Origin of the sequence: Anaerorhabdus furcosa, assembly GCF_900167375.1 — a bacterium.
GTDB lineage: Bacteria > Bacillota_I > Bacilli_A > Erysipelotrichales > Erysipelotrichaceae > Anaerorhabdus > Anaerorhabdus furcosa.
Window position 1 is genome coordinate 24285 of record NZ_FUWY01000002.1, and the last position, 23962, is coordinate 48246.

Sequence of the window (23962 nt, forward strand, 5' to 3'; positions counted from 1 at the left end):
CCTTTTTTATAGAGGTGATGATTTGAAATTCAACTTTTCTAAAAAAAAAAACAGTATTTTGAATTGCCTATAATTTAGGATTCAAAATACTGTCAGTAGTTAAATTGGTGGAGCTGAGGGGAGTCGAACCCCTGTCCAAGAATAGTCCCACATTTGAACGTCTACAGTTTATCTCGCTATTGGTAAGACAATCAAATGGAGCGAGCCAACAAAGATTGAATTTGCTTGTAAGAATTGTCAGGATCCATCACCAAGCTAGACTTCACCTTATTCATTATGAATACACTAAATTAAAACTAATGACAATTTTAAGATAGGATGCTGCGACCAGTATTTAGGCGATTAAGCAGCAAATGATAATCTGTTATTTCCAGTTATTTTTGTTTGGTGATTAGGTCACCACTCCACTGCAGTTCAAATCAAACTTAAACCTGTCGAAACCATGACAACCCCGTTGTTTTGAAGCAAATATACTATATCTCATATCATCTGCATAGTCAATGAAGATAACTAGAGATAGGTAAAGTAAGATTTAGTATTATTACGATTGCGATGTGGTATAATGAATCAATAAAAGGAGAAAAATTTATGGTGTGGATTATTGTTATTGTTATACTTGCGGTCTTAGTGATTTGGGCTATATCTTCATATAACTCTTTCATTACATGGAAAAATAAAGTCGAAGAAGCTTTCTCTACAATGGATGTATATCTTAAGAAGAGATATGATATGATTCCAAATTTAGTTGAAACTGTTAAAGGTTATGCTAAACACGAAAGTGAAACTTTAGAAGCGGTAATTAATGCAAGAAATGCAGCAGCATCTGCTACTACAATGGAAGGCAAAATTGAAGCTGAAAAAGGATTATCAGGAGTATTGGGTCGTTTATTTGCACTTACTGAAAGTTATCCGGATTTAAAAGCAAATCAAAATTTTATTGAATTACAAACTCAAATTAAACAAATGGAAGAGGAAATTGCGAACTCTAGAAAATATTACAATGGTGTTGTTAAAGAATACAATACACGTTGTGAAATGTTTCCAAGCAGTATTATTGCTTCAATTTTCAATTTTAAGAAACAACCTATGTTTGTAGTGAGTGATGAAACACAACGCGAAAATGTAAAAGTTCAATTCTAAAATATCGCGAAAGCGATATTTTATTTTAGGAGGTTCTATGAGAAAGATTAAAAAAATTCTTATCTGCATATGCTCACTTTTCTTCATAGGTATACTTGTATTACCTGTATCAGCAAAAGAGGGATTTGAAATCAATGACTATCATGTTGATATAGAAATTGAGGAAGATGGGACATATAATATTACAGAAACACTGAATGTTCAATTTGATAGACGCCTTCATGGGATTTATCTTACAATGCATACTTTTTATGATGATGTGACTTGGAATATTAATGGCGAAACAGTAGTTAGAGACTATAACTTTCCAATTGATCAAGTGAAAGTATTATCGGGTCAAGATTATGAAATAGATTCAAATAATTATGGTGTTCAATTGAGAATTGGAGATGCTGATTCTTATGCAAATGAATTCGAAACATATGTAGTTTCACACCGTGTTCATTCGAAAGATTTGAAGTTAGATGGAATTCAAACATTCTATTACAACATCATTGCGAATGATTGGGACACAAATATTAATCATGCAAGTTTTAAGATTACAATGCCAAAAGAATTTGATGAAAGTAAACTCTATTTTTACACAGATGAAGCAGGGGTAAGTGATGCACTGAGTTATCAAGTTAATGGAAATGTAATTGAAGGGACGTTTAACGATGTAATTTCCAATGGAAGAGGAATTACAATCAAATTGGATTTACCTGAAAATTATTTTATTTATCCAACATTTACAATGCCAATCTATCTCATTTTTGGATTTAGTGTAGTTTTGCTTTTACTTGTGATTTTCTTATTCTTGAAATATGGTAAAGATAGTCAAGTTGTAAAGACAGTTGAATTCACTGCTCCTAAAGGAGTATCAAGTGCAGGGGTAGGATATATAATTGATGGTTCAGTAGACAATCAAGATATTGTTTCATTGATATTTGATTGGGCTAACAAAGGTTACATAACGATGAAAGAAGTTGGAGATGATTTAGAATTCACGAAACTAAAAGATTTAGATGATGAAAGCCATTTTTATGAAAAATCATTCTTCTCAGGAATATTTAAAGGAAGAGATGTCGTTACTACAAATCAGTTATCCACTGATATTTATCAAGATTTTGTAAATGCTAAAAGTTCTGTGAAAGATTACTTTACGACAAAAAAGAATAGAATTTATACTTCGAATTCATTTGCCTTAAGGTCTTTTGTGGGGCTAGTTGCAGGACTACCAATTGCTTTATATATTGCTTTAGCAATCTATGCATCAATGTATAATGTGGTGGTAGCTTTAATCGCAATTGTTATAGTACTTTTGTTTACAACAGTAGGTTGCTTGATGCAAAATATAGGTGTACAAAAGTGGGCTGCTCCTGGAGTAAGTAAATATGGATTAGTTGCAGGAGGATTTGTATTAATTTGTATGACAGCACTTGTATCCTTCGGTATTTACGCAATGCTAGGATTAGGACATACAATGCTATTCTTAATTAGCATATTAATCACAGTTATCATTTGTATTATTTCAAATTTCATGCTAAAAAGAACACCATTAGGTTTAAAACTTTATGGTCAAGTATTAGGACTTAAGGAGTTTATCCAAGTTGCTGAAAAAGATCGACTTGATATGCTTGTAAGACAAGATCCACAATATTTTTATAACATTTTACCTTACGCTTATGCATTGGGATTAAGTGATGTATGGAGTGAACATTTCAAAGATTTAGAAATACCAGCGCCAACATGGTATGTTGGAACTACATATTATCCATATATGCAGTACAGGATGATTCATGCAATGTCTTCACATATGAGTAGCATACAGAATCCAATTCCTCCAGTTACTGCTGGAACAGGTCGAGGCGGCGGTTTTGGCGGCGGATTCGGTGGCGGTTCAGGTGGCGGATTCGGTGGAGGTGGCTTCACTGGAGGAGGCTTTGGCGGATCATCAGGCGGTGGTTGGTAGTATACCCGATTAAATACAGAAAGAAATAAAGAGAAATATATGACCAGTTACAAACTAAAATCAAAGAAGCCATATTTGTTGACAATAATTATTGTAATATTTTTATCTATGTTTTTAGTTGCGATTTCATCAATGTATTTTGCATACTTAAGAAAAACAGTTGAAAAAGATAATCAATATTATATGAATGAATTGGTATCACAAATGAGTAACAATGTAAAAGATACAGTGACTAATAAATTCACATTTTTGGAGACGGTTGAAATCTTACTGAAGAATGATTATTTAAAATCATATGATAGGTTAAAGGATATCATAGAAGACCAAAGACAAAATTGGAATTTCAAGTCACTTTTTTTAATTGATAGTAAAGGTAATTTAATTAATGAAAACAATGAGGTAGTAGATAATGTTCAAAATCTAAAACTTTATAACAATATGAAACATCGCTACAGTAGCATAAGCATTAGTACAAATTCTTCAGTAGGAGAAGGAATCATGTTTACAATGCCTATAAGAAATGTAACAATTGACGGAACTAATTATTTAGGAATATGTGCAGTTTATGACTTAGATGTTTTTAAATCAATTTTAAGCGTTGATGTTTTTAATGCGAAAAGTACTTCAACAGTATTTAATGCAGAGGGAGAAATAATTTTTACAACGAATCCCAATATAAGTAACTTGGACATAAATTATTTTAATTACTTAATCTCTAATTCACAAAAAAATGAAATAGAAGTAGAGAAATTAAAAACTCTTGCACAAAATTATCAACCAGGTGAAATACAAATAATCGAAAATGGTGAGAAAAATTATATATCATTTGATCCTTTAAAATTTGAAAATTTATATTTTTCTATCTCAGTGCCTTATCATGTTGCAAATGCACAATTCAATTTATTTATGGACAGTACAATTGCCTTCTTGATGTTTGTAACATTAGGTGGAGTAGCACTTTCAATTTACATTGGCTATCGCCATCATATAACTAAAAAAGAACTTGAGAGAATTGCGTTCATTGATTCTTTAACAGGAACGAATTCATTGCAATACTTTAAATTAAATTTACAAAACTATTTTGAAGAAAATGATTCATATCAATATGCAATTGTTTATACAAATGTTCATCAGTTTAGATTAATTAATGAAGAACAAGGAAGAGAATATGGGGATTATATTCTCCGTCTAATCAAAAATGTAGTTACAGATAATTTATCAAATGGTGAGATGTTGGGGCGTATTGATAGTGATCATTTCATTATCTTAGTTCATTATATTGATGAAATTGAATTGGCTGAGCGATTTAAGATTTGGGCAAGTGAAATTAGTGAACGAATGAGAGAAGAAGCGATACATTTCTCACCACCAACACTTGATTTTGGTGTTTATATTATTAATGAGGAAGATAAGAATTTAATTGACTACCAAGTTTTAATTGATCGTTCAAAATTTGTAATGAACACAAAGATGAAAAAATGTGGACCAAGAGCGATGTATAGTATTTATAATTTACGAAGAGATCAAAGTATGGTTAGAGAGAAATACTTAGAAGATGTAATGGAAGATGCGATAAAAGGATCAGAGTTTAAAGTATACTTACAACCTAAAGTTGATGTACATACAAATCAAATTGTAGGTGCTGAAGCATTGGTGAGATGGATCACTATGAAAAATGAAATTATATCACCAGTGGAATTCATTCCATTATTCGAAAAGAATGGTTTCATAATAGAACTAGATTTATTTGTTTTTGAAGAAGTTTGTAAAATGATTAGAAAATGGATTGATGAAGATAAAAAAATTGTGAAGATATCAATCAATTTATCTGCACATCATTTTGAAAATACAAACTTTATAAAAGATTATGAAAACATAATTCAAAAATATAATGTCCCAAGTAAATATTTGGAATTTGAATTTACTGAAAGTGCAATTAATGAACATGTTGAATTAATAAGTGGTATCGTAAAACAAATTCATGACATTGGTATGACATGTTCAGTGGATGATTTTGGAAGTGGTTATTCTTCACTAAATAGGATAAAAGATATTCAAGTAGATACATTAAAAATAGATAGAGTATTCTTGCTAATGAATGAGGAGAACAAACAACGGGGACAATCTGTTATTAAGAGTATTATTGAGTTAGCAAGAAATTTAGAGATGACAACAGTTGTAGAAGGTGTTGAAAATGAAGAACAATTAAATATGTTAAAAGAGTTAAATTGTGATTTTATTCAAGGATATTATTTCTATAAACCATTAGCGCAAGAACAATTTGAAGAAGCGGTAAATAAAAAAAGTTGTAACCAATAAGTTACAACTTTTTCATAAACTATTTGACGATATCTTTAAGTGTTTTAGATGCTTTAAATGCAGGAACTTTAGTCGCTTTAATTTTGATTTTTTCTTTAGTTAAAGGATTGATTCCTGTACGAGCTGCTCTTTTCTTAACAGTGAATTTACCAAAACCGTTAATATCCACAGTTCCACCTTTTTTCAATGTTTTAGTCATTTGTGCGAAAAGGAAGTTTACTGCTTCAGTAGCGTCTTTCTTAGTGAGATTCATTTCCCCTGCAAGTTCTTCAGCTAATACTTTTTTTGTTTTTACATCTGCCATAATTTAATATATCCTCCATATAATAATTTTATCACAAAACTGAGAATGTAAAGCAATAAAATGCGTAAAATCACGAATTTTAGTGCAAATTCATATAAATCTTTAGTTTACTAGAATATAGTTAAAGTAGTTTTTAAAACTACTTCGTAGTATACTAAAAAATTGAATAGGAGAAGCATTATGAATAGAGTAATATTGGTAGGAGTAAATACCTTAAAATACCAAGAAACATTTCAAGAAGAACTCGATGAATGTGTTGGATTATGTGAAGCTTGTAATTACGAAGTAATTCAAACCATAACCCAAAATATGGATTTTACCGATCGACATACTTGTGTTGGAAGTGGAAAATTAATTGAAATAAGTGAATTATGCCATCAAGAAGAAATAGAAAAACTCGTATTTTTAAATAGGTTATCTGCATCTCAAATTATGCATATTGCAGAAGCTTGTGAAGTTGATGTAATTGATCGTACAGGAATAATTCTTGAGATATTTGCCAAACGTGCAAGAACTAAAGAAGCACAAATTCAAGTAGAAATGGCTACACTTCAATATGAACTACCACACCTTATCGTGAATGATACCTCCTCTGATCAACAACGTGGAGGATCAGGTGTTAAGAATAAAGGTAAGGGTGAAACCAAGTTAGAATTAAATAAAAGAGATATTGAACGACGAATTAGTCAATTGAAGAAGGAATTAAAATCATTGGAAGTCCAAGTGCAAATTCAAAAGCAACAACGTCTGAAATCTCATTTGAATATGGTAGCGTTAGTTGGTTATACAAATGCAGGAAAATCTTCATTAATGAATCGTATTCTCAAACTGAATGATATTGATGACCAAAAACAAGTGTTAGAGAAGGATATGTTATTTGCAACATTAGATACTAGTGTGCGCAAGGTGAATTTTGATAGTGATCGATCGTTCTTATTATTTGATACTGTTGGTTTTGTGTCACATTTACCTACAGAATTAATTGAAGCATTTAAAAGCACATTATCTGCTGCAAAAGAAGCATCTTTGTTATTACATGTAATTGATTGTTCAAATGAACGCTATGAGTCATTTGAAAAGGCAACTGAAGAAACATTGAAAAGAATCGAAGCAAATCAAATCCCGATCATTAAAGTCTACAACAAAGTAGATAATGCAATTGCACAGGATAAAACAGATGGTATTTATATATCGTGTAAAACAGGAGAAGGTATTGAAGAGTTAATGAAACTGATTGAAAATACCTTGTATCCAAATGAAGTGACATGTGATTGTTTAATTCCATATGATCAACTTTCAATGATTCAAAGTTTAAAACAAAAAGCAAAAATTGAATTTCTTAGTGATGAAGAAAATGGTAAAATGATTCGTGTGACTTGTTCAAATGAAGTGGCACAAGAAATTAAAAAATATTGTTTATAGGGGAGAAAAAATGAATAAAAATATAAAGGAAATAACGTTAACAGGATTAGCAACAGCACTTGTTTTTGTAACAACAATGTATATTAAAGTTCCAAATAGTTTAGGTGGATACTTCAACTTAGGAGATTCCATGTTAATGCTCTTTAGTGCAATATTAAATCCATTCTACGCTTTTGTAGTAGGGGGAATTGGAAGTGCACTTGCAGATGTCATTGGTGGCTATGCACAATATGCAATTCCAACACTTATTATTAAAGGAACTGAGGCAGTTTTTGTTTCCTACTTATTTATGAAGTTTGGTAATAAAGCTAAATGGGTTGCCTATGCAGGAGCGATAGTTATCATGGTGTCAGGCTATTTCCTTATTGAGTGGGGTATGTATGGGGATGCGTTGGTATCATTGACTGCAGTGCCTGCAAATATTGTTCAAGGAGTTGCTGGAGCTGTGATTGCATTCGTATTGTTGAATAAAGTTACTCAACTTACAGAAAATTACAGAAAGTAAGTCATTTCAAATTTGTAAGATAGTACTAGAGTGATTATGTTATAATATTCAAGTATGAAGAGGTGGATGTATGTTCTTATTTGAGATTATTAAAGCAATTATTTTAGGAATTGTGCAAGGGATTACTGAATGGTTACCAATTAGTAGTACAGGGCATATGATATTAGTTAATGATTTTTTACCATTAACAGTTTATGTAGATAAAGTTATCAACAAAGAATTTGTTGATATGTTTATGGTTGTAATTCAATTTGGGAGTATATTAGCTGTTTTACTTTTATACTTCTCTAAATTAAATCCATTTAGTAAAAATAAAAAAAATCCAAATCATTTCAATGACACAATGAATCTTTGGATTAAAGTAGCGATTGCAGCAGTACCCGCTGCAATTATTGGACTTTTATTTGATGATTTGATTGATTCTTATCTTTATAATTCAATTACAGTTGCAATTACATTAATTGTTTATGGTTTTGCATTCTTATGGATTGAGTCAAGAAAAAAACAAGGTAAGATTACTACACTTGGTCAACTTGATTATAAAACTGCAGCAATCATTGGTGTTTTTCAAGTTCTAGCACTTATTCCAGGTACATCTCGTAGTGGGGCTACAATACTAGGAGCAGTATTATTAGGTTGTGCTCGTCCAGTTGCAGCAGAATTTTCATTTTTCTTAGCCATACCAATGATGTTTGGTGCAAGTATATTGAAATTAATTAAACTTAAAATGGCATTGGATTTTTCAGGCATTATTATCCTGTTAGTGGGTATGGTTACTGCATTTGTTGTATCAATTATAGCGATTAAAACATTTATGTCTTATATTCGCAAACATGACTTTAAAGTGTTTGGCTACTATAGAATCATTTTAGGTGTTATTGTATTATTGTATTTTGCCTTTTTAAGATAGTAGTTAGGAGCGTGAAAAATGGGTTCGTCAGTAACGATTTCCGCAATGTTTGTTGAAGGTGTCTTATCATTCTTCTCACCTTGTGTATTACCGTTAATCCCACTTTATATTGGGTATTTAACATCAGAAGCAAAGAGCGTTGATGAGAACGGAAATGTAGTTTATAAAAAATCAAAGGTATTCTTTACTACACTTTTCTTTGTTCTAGGTGTCTCGACAGTATTTTTTATCGCAGGAATATCAATTTCTGCATTCAAAGATTTTTTCCTTGAATATCAACTTGTATTATCAATGATTGGCGGCATGATTCTAATTGTGTTTGGCTGTATTCATTTGAACATCTTGTCATTTCCTTTATTAAAAGGTGAGTATCGCTTACCAATTAAGTTGGATTTGAAATCGATGACTTATGTAAAAGCATTTCTTTTAGGATTCTTCTTTAGTTTTGCATGGACACCATGTATTGGACCAATGTTGTCATCGGCACTTATTTTGGCAGCTAGCGCGTCAAGCACATTTGTTGGGAATTTATATATTCTTGCCTATGCATTTGGATTTATTGTAACATTCTTAATATTAGGAATGTTTACTGAGGAAGTCTTAAATTTATTAAAGAAACATCAAAATGTAATCAAGTATACTGTAAAAGTAGGTGGTGCAATTATTCTAATCATGGGATTATGGATGGTTACAACATCATCGAAAGAAATTGTTGATTTACAAAAAGTGGGTGCTAAGCCTAATGCACCTGAAGTTAATGATCAAAATGAAACAGGTACAGGAAAAGAAATTGATGCTTATGGCTTTACACTTAAAGATCAAAATGGTGTAGAGCATTCTCTAAAAGATTATGAAGGCGATTCAATTTTTGTAACATTCTTTGCAACATGGTGTACCTATTGCAAACAAGAATTACCGATACTACAAAAACTTCAAAATGAAAATGAAGGGATGAAAGTATTAGTTATTACTCGTCCAGGTTATGGACAAGAACAAAATGAAGCTAGTATTAAGAAATTCATTGCTGATAATGGATTCGAAGATATGACATTCTTGTTTGATGAAACAGGAGAAATATCAACACTGTATGGTGTTAATTCTTATCCAACATCATTTGTATATCGAACTGATGGAACGCTACTTGGTTATTTACCAGGTGCTGCAGGAGAAGATATCTTAATCGATATTCTAAATCAATCGAAAGAAACAGGAGAATCTAAGTAAGATCTCCTGTTTTTATGTTATTTAATAATGAATTGTATTTATCAGTAGCGATTGTTTTGTATATATCTTCCTGTAATAAGTTATACATCATATTTGCCCATGTACACCATAATAAATTGTGAAATGCTTCATATATCATTAATTCATTTCTTATTTTATCCGTCAATGGCTCACTAAAGTATGCTGTGTAGAATTGTTCGCGTTGAGTTTTGTCAGTGATATTATTTTCAGTAATAAAACTCATGATATCAAATAAGGGATCATTGTCTTTTGCGTATTCATAATCAATAAGATAATCTTTGTCATTAGTGAATAGAAGATTTCCACTGACTAAATCATTATGGCAAAGATGATGAGGATTATCAATCGCTTGTAGTTTTGTTGTTAAGTAAAAATAATCATCAATTGGATGCAATAGGTGAGTAATCTTATCTCTATATTCATGCAACAAAGAAACAGGATTGAATTCGTTGCGAGTAACTATATTTGAATCATGTAATTTTCTAATTAATTTTGCACTTCTAATAATTTTATCATCAAAGGAACAATCTTTAAATTCAACACTATTATCAATCCATTGAGTTATGCGAATTCGAGTAGAGGGGTCATAATATAATTCTTTAGCATCAAGATTTAAATCTTTTATTAATGGGAGAACAAGATGCTCATTATCAAAAGTGCTTAAGTCTTTAGTTTCATCTTTTGGCACTCTTATTGCGACATGTACGCCATGATACATTGCTTTGTAAATATCATTGGTAAGACCTAGATTTGTAGGGGTTCCTTCAATAATTTCATCACTGATTATCAATTGTATATTTTCTTTTGTCATTTTTATCACCACCATTATTTTATCCTACTTGTTAGGATTTGTCAGTTGTTTGTATAAATAACCAGAAAGTGATAAAATACACAAACGAGGTGCATTTATGAATAAATATAAGCGATTAATCACACTTCCTTTATTTCTAATTTTCATTGCTACAAACTTTTACTGGTTTAAAAGACATGATGATTTAAGCATGTATAAACAAATGTTAATTGTTTGTGCAAGTGTGGCAATATTTATGGCAGCTGCATTAATAGAAGTATTCTATGCAAAAAACAATCGTATACGTATAAGATTGTTTAAAATATTTGTAACACTCTTATTGCTATATTATTTAGGGTTTTTATGTGCTGTCTTATTTTTAGATGGATTCTTTTTTACAAGATCAGCAACCCACTATGTCAATCTTGTACCATTTAAAACAATAAAAGAATTTTTTGCAACGATGAGAGATGAAAATAATTTAAGAGCTTTTGGTAATTTAGTGGGAAATGCAATTCTGTTTGCTCCTATGGGATTATTACTTCCATTGTGGAGTAAAAAATTCCATAATATTTTCTTATTTACATTTACTATCTTTGTAATGGTAAGTGGTGTTGAGATTTTTCAACACTATAGTAATATGGGAACTGCGGATGTAGATGATATTATCCTTAATGTTGCTGGTGCACTTATGGTATTCTTTGTATTCAAATTTATTTTTTTTATGGTAAAAGATAAAATTGAAATGTACTTCAAAGATGATGATTCAAATTATCAAATAAAATTGTAAAAAAATCTTTCTCTTTTCTCTTTTTTACTATATTATAAATAAGTAATGTCTACCACGTATAAGCTTTTCGATAGGGGAGAAGCGTATCTACAAGAAGACCTTAAATCTTCTAGCTACGATGGAATACTTTTTTAAGTGTTCTTGTCGGAAGACTTTTTTATTTTGGTGGGGATTTAGAAAAGGGGATAACATGTTAGAAAAATTATTTAAGCTTCAAGAAAAGAAAACAAATGTTAAAACAGAAATTATTGCGGGGACAACAACATTTTTAGCTATGGCTTATATTTTGTTTGTTAATCCAGATATATTATCTGCAACTGGAATGTCATTTCAATCGGTATTCTTAGCAACTGCAATTTCTGCAGGGATTGCATCAATTATCATGGGCATTGTTGCAAACTATCCAGTAGCACTTGCTCCAGGTATGGGGGTTAATGCATTGTTTGCATTTACAGTTTGTGGACCGATTGGTGTAATGGGATTATCATGGCAAGCTGGATTGGCTGCTGTATTTGTATCAGGAATTATCTTCTTACTTATATCAGTAACAGGGATTCGAAAAGTAATTATCAATTCTATTCCTAAAAATATGAAACTTGCAATTGGTGCAGGTATTGGATTTTTCATTGCGTTTATTGGATTTAAAAATGCAGGAATTATTGTGGCAAGTGAAGCAACATTTGTAGCTTTGGGTAATTTAAAAGAACCAACAGTATTGTTAGCTGTATTCGGATTATTACTTACTATTTTATTGTTAACTAAGAAAGTGAATGCTGCTGTTTTCTGGGGATTATTAGGAACTGCAATTGTAGGAGTAGTAATGAGTCTATGTGGATTAGGTGTAGGATTACCAACACTTCCAACATCAGTTATCTCATTTGATTTTGAAATGCCAACCTTCATGGCTTTTACATCAGGATTTAAGGAATTATTCTCAAGTCCTGCTGCAATCGTAATCATCTTCTCATTTTTATTTGTTGACTTCTTTGATACTGCTGGGACTCTAGTTGCAGTAGGGAATGATATTGGCTTAGTTAATGAAGAAGGAGAAATGGAAAATATCGAAAAAGCATTATTATCTGATTCTGTTGGAACAATTGTAGGTTCTATGATGGGAACATCTACTGTTACATCATTTGTTGAATCAGGGTCGGGTGTTGCTGCAGGTGGAAGAACAGGTTTAACTGCATGTGTTACAGGATTGCTTTTCTTTTTATCAGTGTTCTTCTCGCCATTACTATCGGTTGTCACAAGTGCGGTTACTGCTCCAGCATTAATTACAGTAGGGATACTCATGGTTCAACAAGTACGTGACATTGAATGGAGCGATGTAAGTGTAGCTGCTTCAGCGTTTGTTACGATTATTATGATGTTATTGTGTTATTCAATCTCTGATGGTATAGCATTTGGATTCATTGTTTACACCCTTGCTAATATTGGGGCTGGAAAAACGAAAGATATCAAAACTATTGTGTGGATATTGGATATCATCTTTATTATTTATTTCATCTCTAAATAAAAATCAAGACATAAAATGTTATTTGATAATTTCAAGTAACATTTTTTTATATTCAAAAAGTTGTGTTAAGAAGTTGAATTTCGTATAATGTTAGACATAAAGGTAGGTAAGTATGAAACATATATTTTTAGATATAGATGGAACTTTCTTAAATCCCAAAAATAATGAGGTACCTCAGTCAACATTAACTGCGATTGAAGCAGCAACTAAAAAAGGTCATCGTGTTTATTTGTGTACAGGAAGACCTACGAGTTCGTTGAAGCGTTTTATGGATTATCCAATGTCAGGAATTATTTGTGCTGGAGGATCGCATATATGTATCAATAATAAGGTAATCTTTGAGAAAACATTAACACCAACACAAATTAAATTTGTTGAAAAAATTTGTACAAATAATCATTGTGGTTATTTGTTGGAAGGAAAGAATTTCAACTATGCTTCAAAACTAGGTGCAGAGCAATTTATGGAAACAATTAAAGATAGTTCGTTTGGATCGACGTGGGAAGAAGTTGCTGAGGAATTGGGTATATTGAATTTAGAAGATTTAATGGATGATCAAATTTTTAAAATTTCTTTTTATACTAAAGATAAGAATATAATTGAACAAGTTCGTAAAGACTTGGGTTCAGAGTTTAGTATTGCTTATACAAGTAAAGAACCAGGCAAGATAATTGAAACTGAAATATTTAGTGCTGGTTGCAATAAGGCAGATGGAATAAAGCGAGTTGTTGAATATTATGGGCAAACTTTAGATGACGCAATTGGTATAGGTGATAGCATGAATGATTTCGAGATGATTCAAGAATGCAATCCAGGAATTGCAATGGGAAATGCTTGCCAAGAAATCAAAGATATTGCAGACTTCATAACGAAGGATGTTGATCAAGATGGAATTTACTTTGCGTTTGAATATTTTGATCTAATTTAGCTGATGAAAATCAGCTTTTATTATGTTGACTTACATAAGGGTAATTGTATAATTATCATATGACCGACTGGTCGGTCGGGTGAAGGTGGAATAGAATATGTTTTCAAAATATAGCGTAAAGAAGCCATATACAGTAATTGTTGGCGTTGTGATGGTTTTATTATTAGGTGTTATCTCGTTTATGAATTCAACAACAGATTTATTGCCAGAAATGGAATTGCCATATGTTGTTGTTTATACAAGTTATCCAGGTGCTAGTGCTGAGAAAGTTGAAAATAGTTTGACTAAGGTATTAGAATCTTCAATTGGTACAACTGAGAATCTATCCAATATGAGTTCTGTATCAAGTGATAATTTATCCTTGATAATTTTACAATTTGCTGATGATACAAATATGGATACAGCAATGATTGATTTGAATGCTAAGATTGATCTTGTAAAAGGATACCTGGATTCAACAGTATCAACACCTACACTTTTAGCAATTAATCCAAACATGTTACCTATCATGATGGCAACAGTTGACTATGAAGAAAAAGATTTAAAATCATTAAGTGAGTTTGTTGAAAATAAAGTAATTCCCGAGTTAGAAAAAACAAAAGGAGTTGCATCTGTTGAGCCAACAGGTTTATTGGAAGAAACAGTGCAAATTGTTTTAGATCAAAATAAGATTGATGAAATCAATAATAAAGTCTTAGCAAGTGTTAATAGTGAACTTGCAAAAGCTGAAAGAGAATTAAGAGACAGCTTGAAGCAAGTTAATGAAGGATTAGATAAAATAAAAGAGGGAGAATCTGAATTAGGAACAGCAAAAAAGGAAACTACTGAAGAATTAGCAAAAGCAACAGTTCAACTTCAACAGGCTGCAACGAATTTGATTGCAATGGATTCTCAAGTTACTCAATTAAAGGCAGAGAAAGCTGCTTTTGAAATGATTGTGAGTTCTGTTGATCAAGCAAAACCAATGTTGGGGTTACCTGCAGATGCTACTGGGGAACAAATAGTTCAAGAATTAAATAAAAAGATTAGTGGAATAAACGCTATCAATGGAATCAATAATTCGATACAAACAATGAATGATGGAGATGCGATTCCTGCAGAAATACAAACACAATTAACAACTTTAGGTATAACAGCATCAACTATTGGAGAACTAAAAACAATACTAGCACCGATGGTTGAAGCAGGAAATGCATCACTTCCTAGTTTACAAGGATTACTGGAGGTTGCTTCAAAGTATGATGACGCTAAAGTTAAATTGAACAATGTGGATATCGAAATTGCCACAGCAGAAGGAGTGAAGCAAGCAGCTTCTGCGATGCTTACAAAAGCAGGAATTGATGTCAGTGATCTTAGTAAACTTCAAACACAATTAGAAGCCGGCAAAATAACAGCTGGTGGTGAATTTGCAAAAGGAGAAATTACAATTGCAAATACAAAAGCGTCCTTGGAATCAGCGAAGACTCAAATTGAAGATGGTTTAAAGAAAATAGAAGAATCAAGAGATGAAGCGTTAGAACAGGCAGATATTTCAGGTATTATTACTTCGGATATGATTTCAAATATCTTGATGGCTGAGAATTTTTCAATGCCAGCTGGATATATTATTTCTGATGATTCTTCCATCTTAATCAAAGTTGGAGATGAGTTTAAGTCGATTGCTGAATTAGAAGATTTAGTTTTATTATCAATGGATATTGATGGATTAGAAAAAATTAGGTTAAGTGATTTAGCTGAAATAAATGTAGTAGATAATTCAAGTGAAATTTATACAAAAGTAAATGGTAATGATGGAGTAATCATTTCATTTCAAAAAACCTCCACAGCCTCAACCACTGATGTATGTAAGAATATAGAGAAAAGATTTGATAAGTTAGAGAATGAAAATGCTGGATTGCACTTTGCAACATTATTTGACCAAGGTGTATACATTAACACAATAGTAGATTCAGTATTAGAAAACTTCTTATATGGAGCTATTCTTGCGATTATTATCTTGATTATTTTCTTAAAAGATTTAAAACCGACATTAGTTATTGCGCTAAGTATTCCTATTAGTTTGATGTTTTCTTTAGTTCTTATGTATTTTAGCGGTGTTACATTGAATATTATTTCTTTGTCTGGATTAGCTCTTGGAGTAGGGATGTTAGTTGATAATTCGGTTGTAGTTGTTGAAAATATATATCGACTAAGAGGTGAAGGAGTAGGATTAATTAAAGCGTCAATTGAGGGTGCTAAGCAAGTTGCTGGTGCAATTATTGCTTCTACATTAACCACAGTCTGTGTTTTCTTACCAATCGTTTTTGCGACTGGTATAGCAAAACAATTGTTTGTGGATATGGGATTAACAATCGCATATAGTTTAATTTCTTCATTGATTGTTGCATTAACTTTAGTGCCAATGTTATCAAGTAAATTACTTAAAAAAGAAAATACAAAGAAACAAAAATGGTATGAAGGTTTAGTATTCATTTATGATAAATCATTGAAATGGTCATTAAAACATAAATTAATTGTCATGGTAGGTGTAATTGCGTTATTGCTTTTTAGTGGTTATTCAGTAACAAAAATGGGTATGACACTCATACCGGAAATGGAATCAGGACAAGTTTCGTTAAATGTTACTTTACTCGATGATGATGCAACAGATGAGGATGCATATGTAATTTATGATGAAGTTATGTCACGAGTAAAAGATTTGGATGGAATAGAAACACTTGGGGTAACTGCAGGTGGTGGTGATATGATGGCATCCATGATGGGAGGTTCATCTGGTGGACAAACTACAACCTTCTATATCATTACAACTGAAGATGCTAAAATAAGTAAATTGTCAGATCAAATACTAGAGTCAATTCAAGATTTACCAATCACTAGTTCAATTTCAACAAGCAATATGGAATTAGGTGCTTTGGGTGCAAGTGGTATTGGAATTACACTTTATGGAGATGATTTAGATGAGTTGAAAGACGTTGCAAGCAATATTTCTTCACAATTAAAAGAAATAGAAGGTATTGATGAAGTAAGTGATGGTAATGAAAAGCCAACTGAGGAATTAAGAGTTACTGTCAATAAAAACAAAGCAATGGAATTAGGATTAACGGTTGCACAAGTTTATCAAACTATTGCATCAGGAGTAAAAGAAGAGACAACAAGTACAACACTTACGATTGAAAATAAAGATTATCCTGTGGTTATTGTAAAAGATAAAGAAGCATTAATTACAACTGATACATTATCTTCAACAGTTCTTGAAGGTAAAGAAGGCACAGAATCAAAAGATGTGATGTTAAGTGAAATAGCATCGATTGAAAACGGCACAGGTATGAGCAGTATTTATCGGGATAATAGTCGTAGATACATAACAGTTTCTGCAACAATTAAAGATGGTTATAATGTTGCACTAGTATCACGAGAAGTAGAGAAAGGTTTAAATCTATCATCTCTTCCAAATGGTGTCGAGCTTGAATTCAATGGTGAAAATGAATCAATTAATGAAACGATGATTGTGCTAGTTCAAATGATTTTACTTGCAATAGCATTCATTTATATGATCATGGTGGCTCAATTCCAAAGTTTATTATCCCCATTTATCGTTATGTTTACCATACCACTTGCCTTTACTGGAGGTTTGTTGGCATTGCTTATAACTGGCTTTGAATTATCAATTGTTGCAATGTTAGGTTTCTTGGTACTATGTGGTGTAGTCGTTAATAATGGGATTGTATTTATCGATTATGCTAACCAATTAAGAGCACAGGGATACAAAGTTAGAGAAGCACTTATTGAAACAGGTCGAGCTCGTTTACGTCCTATATTAATGACAGCCTTAACCACAATCCTTGCAATGACGACCATGGCTTTAGGAATAGGTACGGGCTCAGAGATGATGCAAGGGATGGCGATTGTTACAATTGGTGGATTAACCTATGCCACACTTTTAACATTATTTGTTGTTCCAATCATGTATGAGTTATTTAATAAAAATAGAAAATACAAAGTAATCGATGAAAACGAGGAGGATTTAGTATGACGGTAAGTGAAAAGGAAATACAAGTTTATACAGCAGTCTTTCAACTCGCTAAAGATGGAAAAGATTTGAAGTCATTACGTGTACAAGATATTGCGGATGCTTGCGACATGGGTAAAGGAACACTTTATGAGTATTTCAGTAGCAAAGATGAAATCATAGAAAAAACAGTAGAATATTTCTTCTCTGTCGAGGTAGAAGCAATTAATGCAATGATTTTGGTTGAAGAACCATTTGAACAAAAACTTAGAAAATTTATGCTTGCGTTTGTTCATCGTACTCAAAAGTATTCATCATTGGAAGTATTAGTAGCGCATTCTGAAAATTTAAAAATCCCATGTGCTTTTGAAAACAATCGAGAGAAAATAGTTGCGTATGTACCACTAGTCGTTAACTTACTGGATGATTTAATTAAGGTTGGAATTGCACAAGATGTTTTAGATAAAAATGAAAGTAAAGAGTATCTTAGATTTTTGCTACTAAGTTCTCTTTCGGGTTTTGTAATGTGTATTAAAGTGTCGAATGATCCACTACATGATACAAAAGTATTAAGTGCAATGGAAAGTGCAATTCGTATAATTACCACAAAATAAGGAACGATTAATATCGTTCCTTTTGTAACTGTACATTCAATTGTTTGATTACTTCATCTCTATTTTGAGTTAGTGGATCTTTGAATTCCATTGTTTTTATAATGTGGTTATTCTTCAATATCTTTGTTAATCTTTCAAAGGCTTTTTTAGCACCTCCGCCACCATGACAAGCAAAAAGAACTATTTCTTTTCCTTCTATCTTATTCTCCTGAAAGAATGTAGATAATGGGGGTGCATAACTATTGTTCCAAATTGGAGTTCCAATATAAATGCAATCAAAATCATTTACATCAATAATAGGGTACACAATTTTTGGTAATTCATTGAATACAACACTTTTACCTCCCCAAAAGTATTTCATAAAACCTTTTGTAGGGATTTCCTTTATGGGTTGTATCTTTAATTTTACAGCTTCAATATCATTTGCTATAAGCTGTGCAATGAGTTCAGTATTTCCATCGAGTGAGTAATATACAATTAGAGTTTTCATTTTTATCACCTCTATATTTATCATAGCATTATTGATAAAAAAGTATGTGAATATCATCTGACTATTGCTTAATGAGTTCAATGAATTTTATTGATGGTGCGGATAAAGATTTACGAGTTAAGTAAGCATATCCAATGCTACGTGTAGGAAGGGGTGGCTGAACATTGAGTTCGAAGACTTCTGTATTTAAATAACGAGAAGAAAATTCTTTGATTACACATGCAACCCCTAGTCTTTCTTTAACACATTCTAAAAGTAAGCTATGGGCTCCTAATTCCATTTGAGGATTTAATTTGATTCCGTTCTTGGCAAATTGTTTATTCAAAAAATTACGACTATTAGAAGACTCTTCCAAAAGGATAAGAGGTAATTTTGATAGTTCTTTATATGTGTAAATTTTATCAGTGGGATTTTTACCGACAAAGATATCATGAATTAAGAAACATTCATTAAATGATAAAGAATCATCATGGATGGGTAAATTGACAAAACCTAAGTCGACCTGTCCATTTTTTAATAATTCGTAAATTTCTATACTTGTACGGTTTACTACTTTAATCGTTACATTTGGGTATAAATCATGGAATTTAGATAAATAAGGAGTTAAGAAGAATTCACTAACACTATCACCTGCTGCCAAAACTAACTCACCTTCTTGGAGTTCACTCAAGTTTGATAATTGGTTTTCAGCATTTGTAATGAGATTTAATGCTTGATTAATATTTTGATAAAGTAATTCGCCTTCTTTGGTTAAAGTTACCCCTTTTCTCATTCGAACAAAGAGTTGTGTTTGGAGTTCTTTTTCGAGAAGACTAATTGCTTGTGATACCGCAGATTGTGTAATAAAAAGGTTTCTGGCGGCTTCTGAAAAGGATAATGTAGTGGCTGCTTCATTAAAAATCTTGTATTGTTCTAACTTAATGTTCATATATTAGCTCTCCTTATATTAAAACTACTATAGTTTAATTATACTAATGATTAACTTTAGTTTATAATAAAGTAGCAATGAGTTCAACTCATTAGAAAGGTTTATTAAATGGAAAGAAAAGTAGGTACTGTTTCTAGGGGTGTTAGATGCCCAATTATTCGTGAAAATGATGATTTAGCTAAGATTGTTGTTGACAGTGTTTTAGATGCTGCACAATGTGAAGGATTTGAGTTAAGAGACCGTGATGTTATTTCAATCACTGAATCAATTGTTGCTCGTTCACAAGGTAATTATGCAAGCATTGATGCAATTGCTGCAGATGTTAAAGCTAAATTAGGGGGAGAAACAATCGGGGTAATATTTCCAATCTTATCTCGTAACCGTTTTGCAATTTGTTTAAAAGGAATTGCTAAAGGAGCTAAAAAAGTTGTATTGATGCTTAGCTACCCAAGTGATGAAGTAGGAAATGAATTAGTTTCTTTAGACAAACTTGATGAAGCAGGAGTTAATCCTTATTCAGATGTACTTTCTTTAGAAAAATATAGAGAATTATTTGGTGAAAATAAACATGAATTCACTGGTATTGATTATGTTGATTATTATAGCAACATTATCAAAGAAGCAGGAGCAGAGGTAGAAGTTGTATTTGCTAATCAAGCAAAAACAATTCTAAATTACACTGACTGTGTCTTAACATGTGATATTCATACACGTGCTCGTACAAAACGTATTCTTAAAGCGGCTGGTGCTAAAGTTGTTTGTGGTTTAGATGATATCATCACATCAAGTGTTAATGGTGAAGGTTATAATGAAAAATATGGTTTATTAGGTTCTAATAAATCAACTGAAGATAAAGTTAAATTATTCCCAAGAGAATGTAAAGATTTAGTCTTGGATATTCAAAAGAGTATTTTAGATAAAACTGGAAAACATGTTGAAGTTATGGTTTATGGAGATGGTGCATTTAAAGATCCTCAAGGTAAGATTTGGGAACTTGCAGATCCTTGTGTATCACCTGCATTCACAGATGGTTTAATTGGTACTCCAAATGAGTTGAAGTTAAAGTATCTTGCAGACAATGACTACAAAGATTTAAGTGGCGAAGCATTAAAAGAAGCAATATCAAAAAGTATTCGTGAGAAAGACAATAACCTTGTAGGAAACATGGCATCACAAGGAACTACACCTCGTCAATTAACTGACCTTATTGGTTCATTATGTGACTTAACAAGTGGTTCTGGAGATAAAGGAACACCAGTCGTTTTAGTTCAAGGGTATTTCGATAACTATACAAACTAAGTTTGTAGGATGGGAGAAGGTATGAAACAAGATAACATTTTAGTACTTGACTTAGGAAGTCATGATAATACCAAGATAGCACGTCTAATAAGAGATTGTGGTGTATATAGTGAAATCAAACCTCATGATATTACACCAGAAGAAATTGAAGCATTAAATGTAAAAGGAATCATTATTAATGGTGGAGAAAATAATGTTGTTGATGGTGAAACAATTGATGTAAATCCTGCCATTTATGAACTAGGAATCCCAGTGTTGGCTGTAGGACATGAACTTGCAAAAGTAAATAATTCAGATGCATGGGCAAATACAGATGAAGAAATCAAAGAAGGTTTAAAAACATTTATCTTCAATGATTGTGGTGCAGAAGCAAACTGGAATATGAAGAATTTTATTAATGATCAAGTTGAACTTATCCGTAATCAAGTAGGAGATAAAAAAGTATTACTTGCACTTTCAGGTGGTGTGGATTCATCAGTAGTTGCTGCACTATTAATTAAAGCAATTGGTAAGCAACTTGTTTGTGTGCATGTAAATCATGGACTAATGAGAAAAGGTGAATCTGAAGACGTAATTGAAGTATTTAGAAATCAACTTGATGCAAATCTTGTCTACGTTGATGCAGTTGATCGTTTCTTAGGTAAACTTGAAGGTGTTAGTGAACCAGAAGAAAAGAGAAAAATTATTGGAGCTGAATTCATTCGTGTATTTGAAGAGGAAGCTCGTAAATTAGATGGCATTGAATTCTTGGCACAAGGAACAATCTATCCAGATATTATTGAAAGTGGTACAAAAACTGCAAAAGTAGTTAAATCTCATCACAATGTTGGAGGACTTCCAGAAGATCTACAATTCCAATTAGTAGAACCTCTATATCAATTATTCAAGGATGAAGTACGTGCATGTGGAGAAGAATTAGGATTGCCTCATGACATGGTTTATCGTCAACCTTTCCCAGGACCAGGACTTGGTGTTCGTTGTTTAGGTGCAATCACTAGAGAACGTTTAACAGCACTTAGAGAAGCTGATGCAATTCTACGTGAAGAATTCGCTAAGAATGGTCTAGATAAAAAAGTATGGCAATACTTTACAGTTATTCCTGATTTTAAATCAGTAGGTGTAAAGAACAATGCAAGATGTTATGAATACCCAATTATCTTACGTGCAGTTAATACAATTGACGCAATGACTGCCAGTATTGAACAAATCGAATGGCCTATTCTGCTTAAGATTACAGATCGTATCTTAAATGAAGTTCCTAATGTAAACCGTGTATGTTATGATATGACACCAAAACCATGTGGAACCATTGAGTGGGAATAAAAAAGCTTTAAAGACTTAATTTGTAAGTGTTAGTGAAAACTAGCACTTTTTATTTGTGTTATATAAGTTTAATCACTGAACGTATGCTAATTAAATTATTCTTCTAAAATTACTAGTTTTATTTAGGAATTCATGATGTGAAATCAAATAAATAATTGATGGACTATATAGAAGAGGATAATAGAAAATGGAATATGGATTATTAGATAGTATAAGTTATAAGAAGACAGATGATATTTTTATAGATACAAAATCTATAATTGAATCCGCAAAAAGTTATGCATATACTACGGTTAATGTTTCTTTAATAAAAAGAAATTGGTTAATAGGAAAACGAATTTTTGAAGAATGTTTACTTGGTGAAGATAGAGCGGAATATGGTGCAAATGTAATAAAAAAGTTATCGAAGAAGTTAACGGAAGAATATGGCAAAGGCTTCACAAAATCAAACTTATATAGCTTTTACAATTTTTATAAAATGTATCCAAACATTTTCCAATCAGTGATTGGAAAATTCAGAAACATTGCACTTTCGTGGACACATTATTCTGTTCTTATTCAAGTTAATGATCTAGAAGCACGAAATTGGTATGAAAATGAAGCAATAAATGAAACGTGGAGTGTTAGAACACTTCAAAGAAATATTTCTTCCCAATATTATTATCGCTTGTTGAAGACTCAACAAAAAGAATTAGTTATAAATGAAATGAGAAAATTAACAAAATCATGTCAAAATGATAAGTTCGAGTTTATAAAGAATCCCATGATTGCGGAATTCTTAGGGTTTACTCCAAATAGTACTTTTACTGAGACGGATTTAGAATCGAGTATTTTATCAAATATTCAAAAATTCCTGATGGAACTAGGAAAAGGCTATGCTTTTGTTGCAAGGCAACAACATCTTCATACTGAAAAGCAAGATTACTACATTGACTTGGTGTTTTATAACTATATTTTGAAATGCTTTGTGTTGATTGATTTAAAAACGAATAAAATATCACACCAAGATATTGGGCAAATGGACATGTATATTCGTATGGTTGATGATTTGAAACGAAATGAAGATGATAATCCAACAATTGGTATAGTGTTATGTTCAGATACAGATGAGGATATAGCGAAATACTCTATACTACATGGCAATGAACAGTTATTTGCGACCAAATACAAGCTTTATTTACCTACTGAAAAGGAATTGCGTGCTGAAATTGAAACGCAAAAAGCAATGTTTTATCTTCAAAAAAGTGAAGTTAGTAAAAAATAAATGGTTGTGCAAACAGTGAATATCATGTTAAATAAATATTTATCACATCTTTTTATCTTTGTGAAATTTTCATAGTACAAATGAAGATTTGAAAATAAGAAGATCATTGGCTAGAGTTATAGTACTAAAGACATCTCATCTATAATGATAAAGATAGCAATAATAATGAAACTTTAATCATAATAATCCGTATAATAACTTGTTGAAAGGAG

19 protein-coding genes, 1 other RNA gene and 1 riboswitch are annotated in these 23962 nt (G+C 31.7%); of the genes, 15 read left to right on the forward strand and 5 right to left on the reverse strand.

The genetic code is table 11. The features are described 5' to 3' along the window. Positions 1 to 105 precede the first annotated feature (105 nt). Positions 106 to 453: a transfer-messenger RNA gene (gene ssrA / locus B5D14_RS03235) on the reverse strand. 135 nt (positions 454 to 588) lie between these two features. On the opposite strand from ssrA, the gene B5D14_RS03240 reads away from it, so the two are divergent. The 3 genes from B5D14_RS03240 to B5D14_RS03250 are packed head-to-tail and all read left to right on the forward strand — an operon-like array spanning position 589 to position 5410. Next, positions 589 to 1140 (forward strand): LemA family protein, encoded by a 552-nt coding sequence (locus B5D14_RS03240; RefSeq protein ID WP_078711159.1) that lies wholly within the window; start codon positions 589 to 591, stop codon positions 1138 to 1140. Between the two features lie 37 nt (positions 1141 to 1177). Next, positions 1178 to 3091 carry a DUF2207 domain-containing protein gene (locus tag B5D14_RS03245; RefSeq protein WP_078711160.1) on the forward strand — a complete coding sequence of 638 codons (1914 nt, stop codon included), beginning with the start codon at positions 1178 to 1180 and terminating at the stop codon, positions 3089 to 3091. 39 nt (positions 3092 to 3130) lie between these two features. Beyond that, positions 3131 to 5410 (forward strand): putative bifunctional diguanylate cyclase/phosphodiesterase, encoded by a 2280-nt coding sequence (locus B5D14_RS03250; RefSeq protein WP_078711161.1) that lies wholly within the window; start codon positions 3131 to 3133, stop codon positions 5408 to 5410. 19 nt (positions 5411 to 5429) lie between these two features. On the opposite strand, the gene B5D14_RS03255 is transcribed toward B5D14_RS03250, so the two are convergent. Beyond that, positions 5430 to 5714: an HU family DNA-binding protein gene (locus B5D14_RS03255; protein WP_078711162.1), complete on the reverse strand. Its 285-nt coding sequence runs from the start codon at positions 5712 to 5714 to the stop codon at positions 5430 to 5432. 180 nt (positions 5715 to 5894) lie between these two features. On the opposite strand from B5D14_RS03255, the gene hflX reads away from it, so the two are divergent. The 4 genes from hflX to B5D14_RS03275 all read left to right on the forward strand — a co-directional run bounded on the left by hflX (position 5895) and on the right by B5D14_RS03275 (position 9775). Next, entirely contained in the window at positions 5895 to 7136 is a 1242-nt protein-coding gene (gene hflX / locus B5D14_RS03260; RefSeq protein WP_078711163.1) for a GTPase HflX, read from the forward strand. 10 nt (positions 7137 to 7146) lie between these two features. After that, positions 7147 to 7641 carry an ECF transporter S component gene (locus B5D14_RS03265; protein WP_078711164.1) on the forward strand — a complete coding sequence of 165 codons (495 nt, stop codon included), beginning with the start codon at positions 7147 to 7149 and terminating at the stop codon, positions 7639 to 7641. A gap of 70 nt (positions 7642 to 7711) precedes the next feature. Continuing rightward, the gene (locus tag B5D14_RS03270) at positions 7712 to 8551 is read left to right on the forward strand and encodes an undecaprenyl-diphosphate phosphatase (protein WP_078711165.1); all 840 of its coding nucleotides are present in this window, start codon (positions 7712 to 7714) and stop codon (positions 8549 to 8551) included. 18 nt (positions 8552 to 8569) lie between these two features. Continuing rightward, positions 8570 to 9775 (forward strand): cytochrome c biogenesis protein/redoxin, encoded by a 1206-nt coding sequence (locus B5D14_RS03275; protein ID WP_078711166.1) that lies wholly within the window; start codon positions 8570 to 8572, stop codon positions 9773 to 9775. Here the strand turns inward: B5D14_RS03275 and B5D14_RS03280 are convergent. Further along, on the reverse strand, positions 9768 to 10607 hold the full coding sequence (locus B5D14_RS03280; RefSeq protein ID WP_159443707.1) for a choline kinase family protein: 840 nt from the start codon (positions 10605 to 10607) through the stop codon (positions 9768 to 9770). The two genes, B5D14_RS03275 and B5D14_RS03280, sit on opposite strands and share 8 nt — an antisense overlap. Before the next feature lie 97 nt (positions 10608 to 10704). Here B5D14_RS03280 and B5D14_RS03285 point away from each other — a divergent pair, with 97 nt between their 5' ends. The 5 genes from B5D14_RS03285 (at position 10705) to B5D14_RS03305 (ending at position 18446) form a co-directional block, all read left to right on the forward strand. Then, positions 10705 to 11376: a VanZ family protein gene (locus B5D14_RS03285; protein WP_078711168.1), complete on the forward strand. Its 672-nt coding sequence runs from the start codon at positions 10705 to 10707 to the stop codon at positions 11374 to 11376. A 34-nt stretch (positions 11377 to 11410) separates the two neighbouring features. Further along, positions 11411 to 11512: riboswitch (purine riboswitch) on the forward strand. 54 nt (positions 11513 to 11566) lie between these two features. Next, on the forward strand, positions 11567 to 12895 hold the full coding sequence (locus B5D14_RS03290; RefSeq protein WP_078711169.1) for an NCS2 family permease: 1329 nt from the start codon (positions 11567 to 11569) through the stop codon (positions 12893 to 12895). 112 nt (positions 12896 to 13007) lie between these two features. Continuing rightward, on the forward strand, positions 13008 to 13823 hold the full coding sequence (locus B5D14_RS03295) for a Cof-type HAD-IIB family hydrolase (RefSeq protein WP_078711170.1): 816 nt from the start codon (positions 13008 to 13010) through the stop codon (positions 13821 to 13823). 97 nt (positions 13824 to 13920) lie between these two features. Continuing rightward, positions 13921 to 17856 carry an efflux RND transporter permease subunit gene (locus tag B5D14_RS03300; protein WP_078711171.1) on the forward strand — a complete coding sequence of 1312 codons (3936 nt, stop codon included), beginning with the start codon at positions 13921 to 13923 and terminating at the stop codon, positions 17854 to 17856. Next, entirely contained in the window at positions 17853 to 18446 is a 594-nt protein-coding gene (locus tag B5D14_RS03305) for a TetR/AcrR family transcriptional regulator (protein ID WP_078711172.1), read from the forward strand. The genes B5D14_RS03300 and B5D14_RS03305 overlap by 4 nt, the downstream gene beginning before the upstream one ends. A gap of 7 nt (positions 18447 to 18453) precedes the next feature. Here B5D14_RS03305 and B5D14_RS03310 read toward each other — a convergent pair whose 3' ends face one another. Further along, a complete protein-coding gene (locus B5D14_RS03310) occupies positions 18454 to 18936 on the reverse strand; it encodes a flavodoxin family protein (protein WP_159443708.1) in 483 nt (160 codons plus the stop codon). Positions 18937 to 18997: 61 nt separating this feature from the next. Beyond that, a complete protein-coding gene (locus B5D14_RS03315; RefSeq protein ID WP_078711174.1) occupies positions 18998 to 19864 on the reverse strand; it encodes a LysR family transcriptional regulator in 867 nt (288 codons plus the stop codon). A 108-nt stretch (positions 19865 to 19972) separates the two neighbouring features. Here B5D14_RS03315 and B5D14_RS03320 point away from each other — a divergent pair, with 108 nt between their 5' ends. The 3 genes from B5D14_RS03320 (at position 19973) to B5D14_RS03330 (ending at position 23750) form a co-directional block, all read left to right on the forward strand. Continuing rightward, on the forward strand, positions 19973 to 21163 hold the full coding sequence (locus B5D14_RS03320) for a coenzyme F420-0:L-glutamate ligase (RefSeq protein ID WP_078711175.1): 1191 nt from the start codon (positions 19973 to 19975) through the stop codon (positions 21161 to 21163). 21 nt (positions 21164 to 21184) lie between these two features. Continuing rightward, entirely contained in the window at positions 21185 to 22486 is a 1302-nt protein-coding gene (gene guaA, locus B5D14_RS03325; RefSeq protein ID WP_078711176.1) for a glutamine-hydrolyzing GMP synthase, read from the forward strand. Positions 22487 to 22673: 187 nt separating this feature from the next. Further along, on the forward strand, positions 22674 to 23750 hold the full coding sequence (locus B5D14_RS03330) for a PDDEXK nuclease domain-containing protein (RefSeq protein WP_078711177.1): 1077 nt from the start codon (positions 22674 to 22676) through the stop codon (positions 23748 to 23750). Positions 23751 to 23962 lie beyond the last annotated feature (212 nt).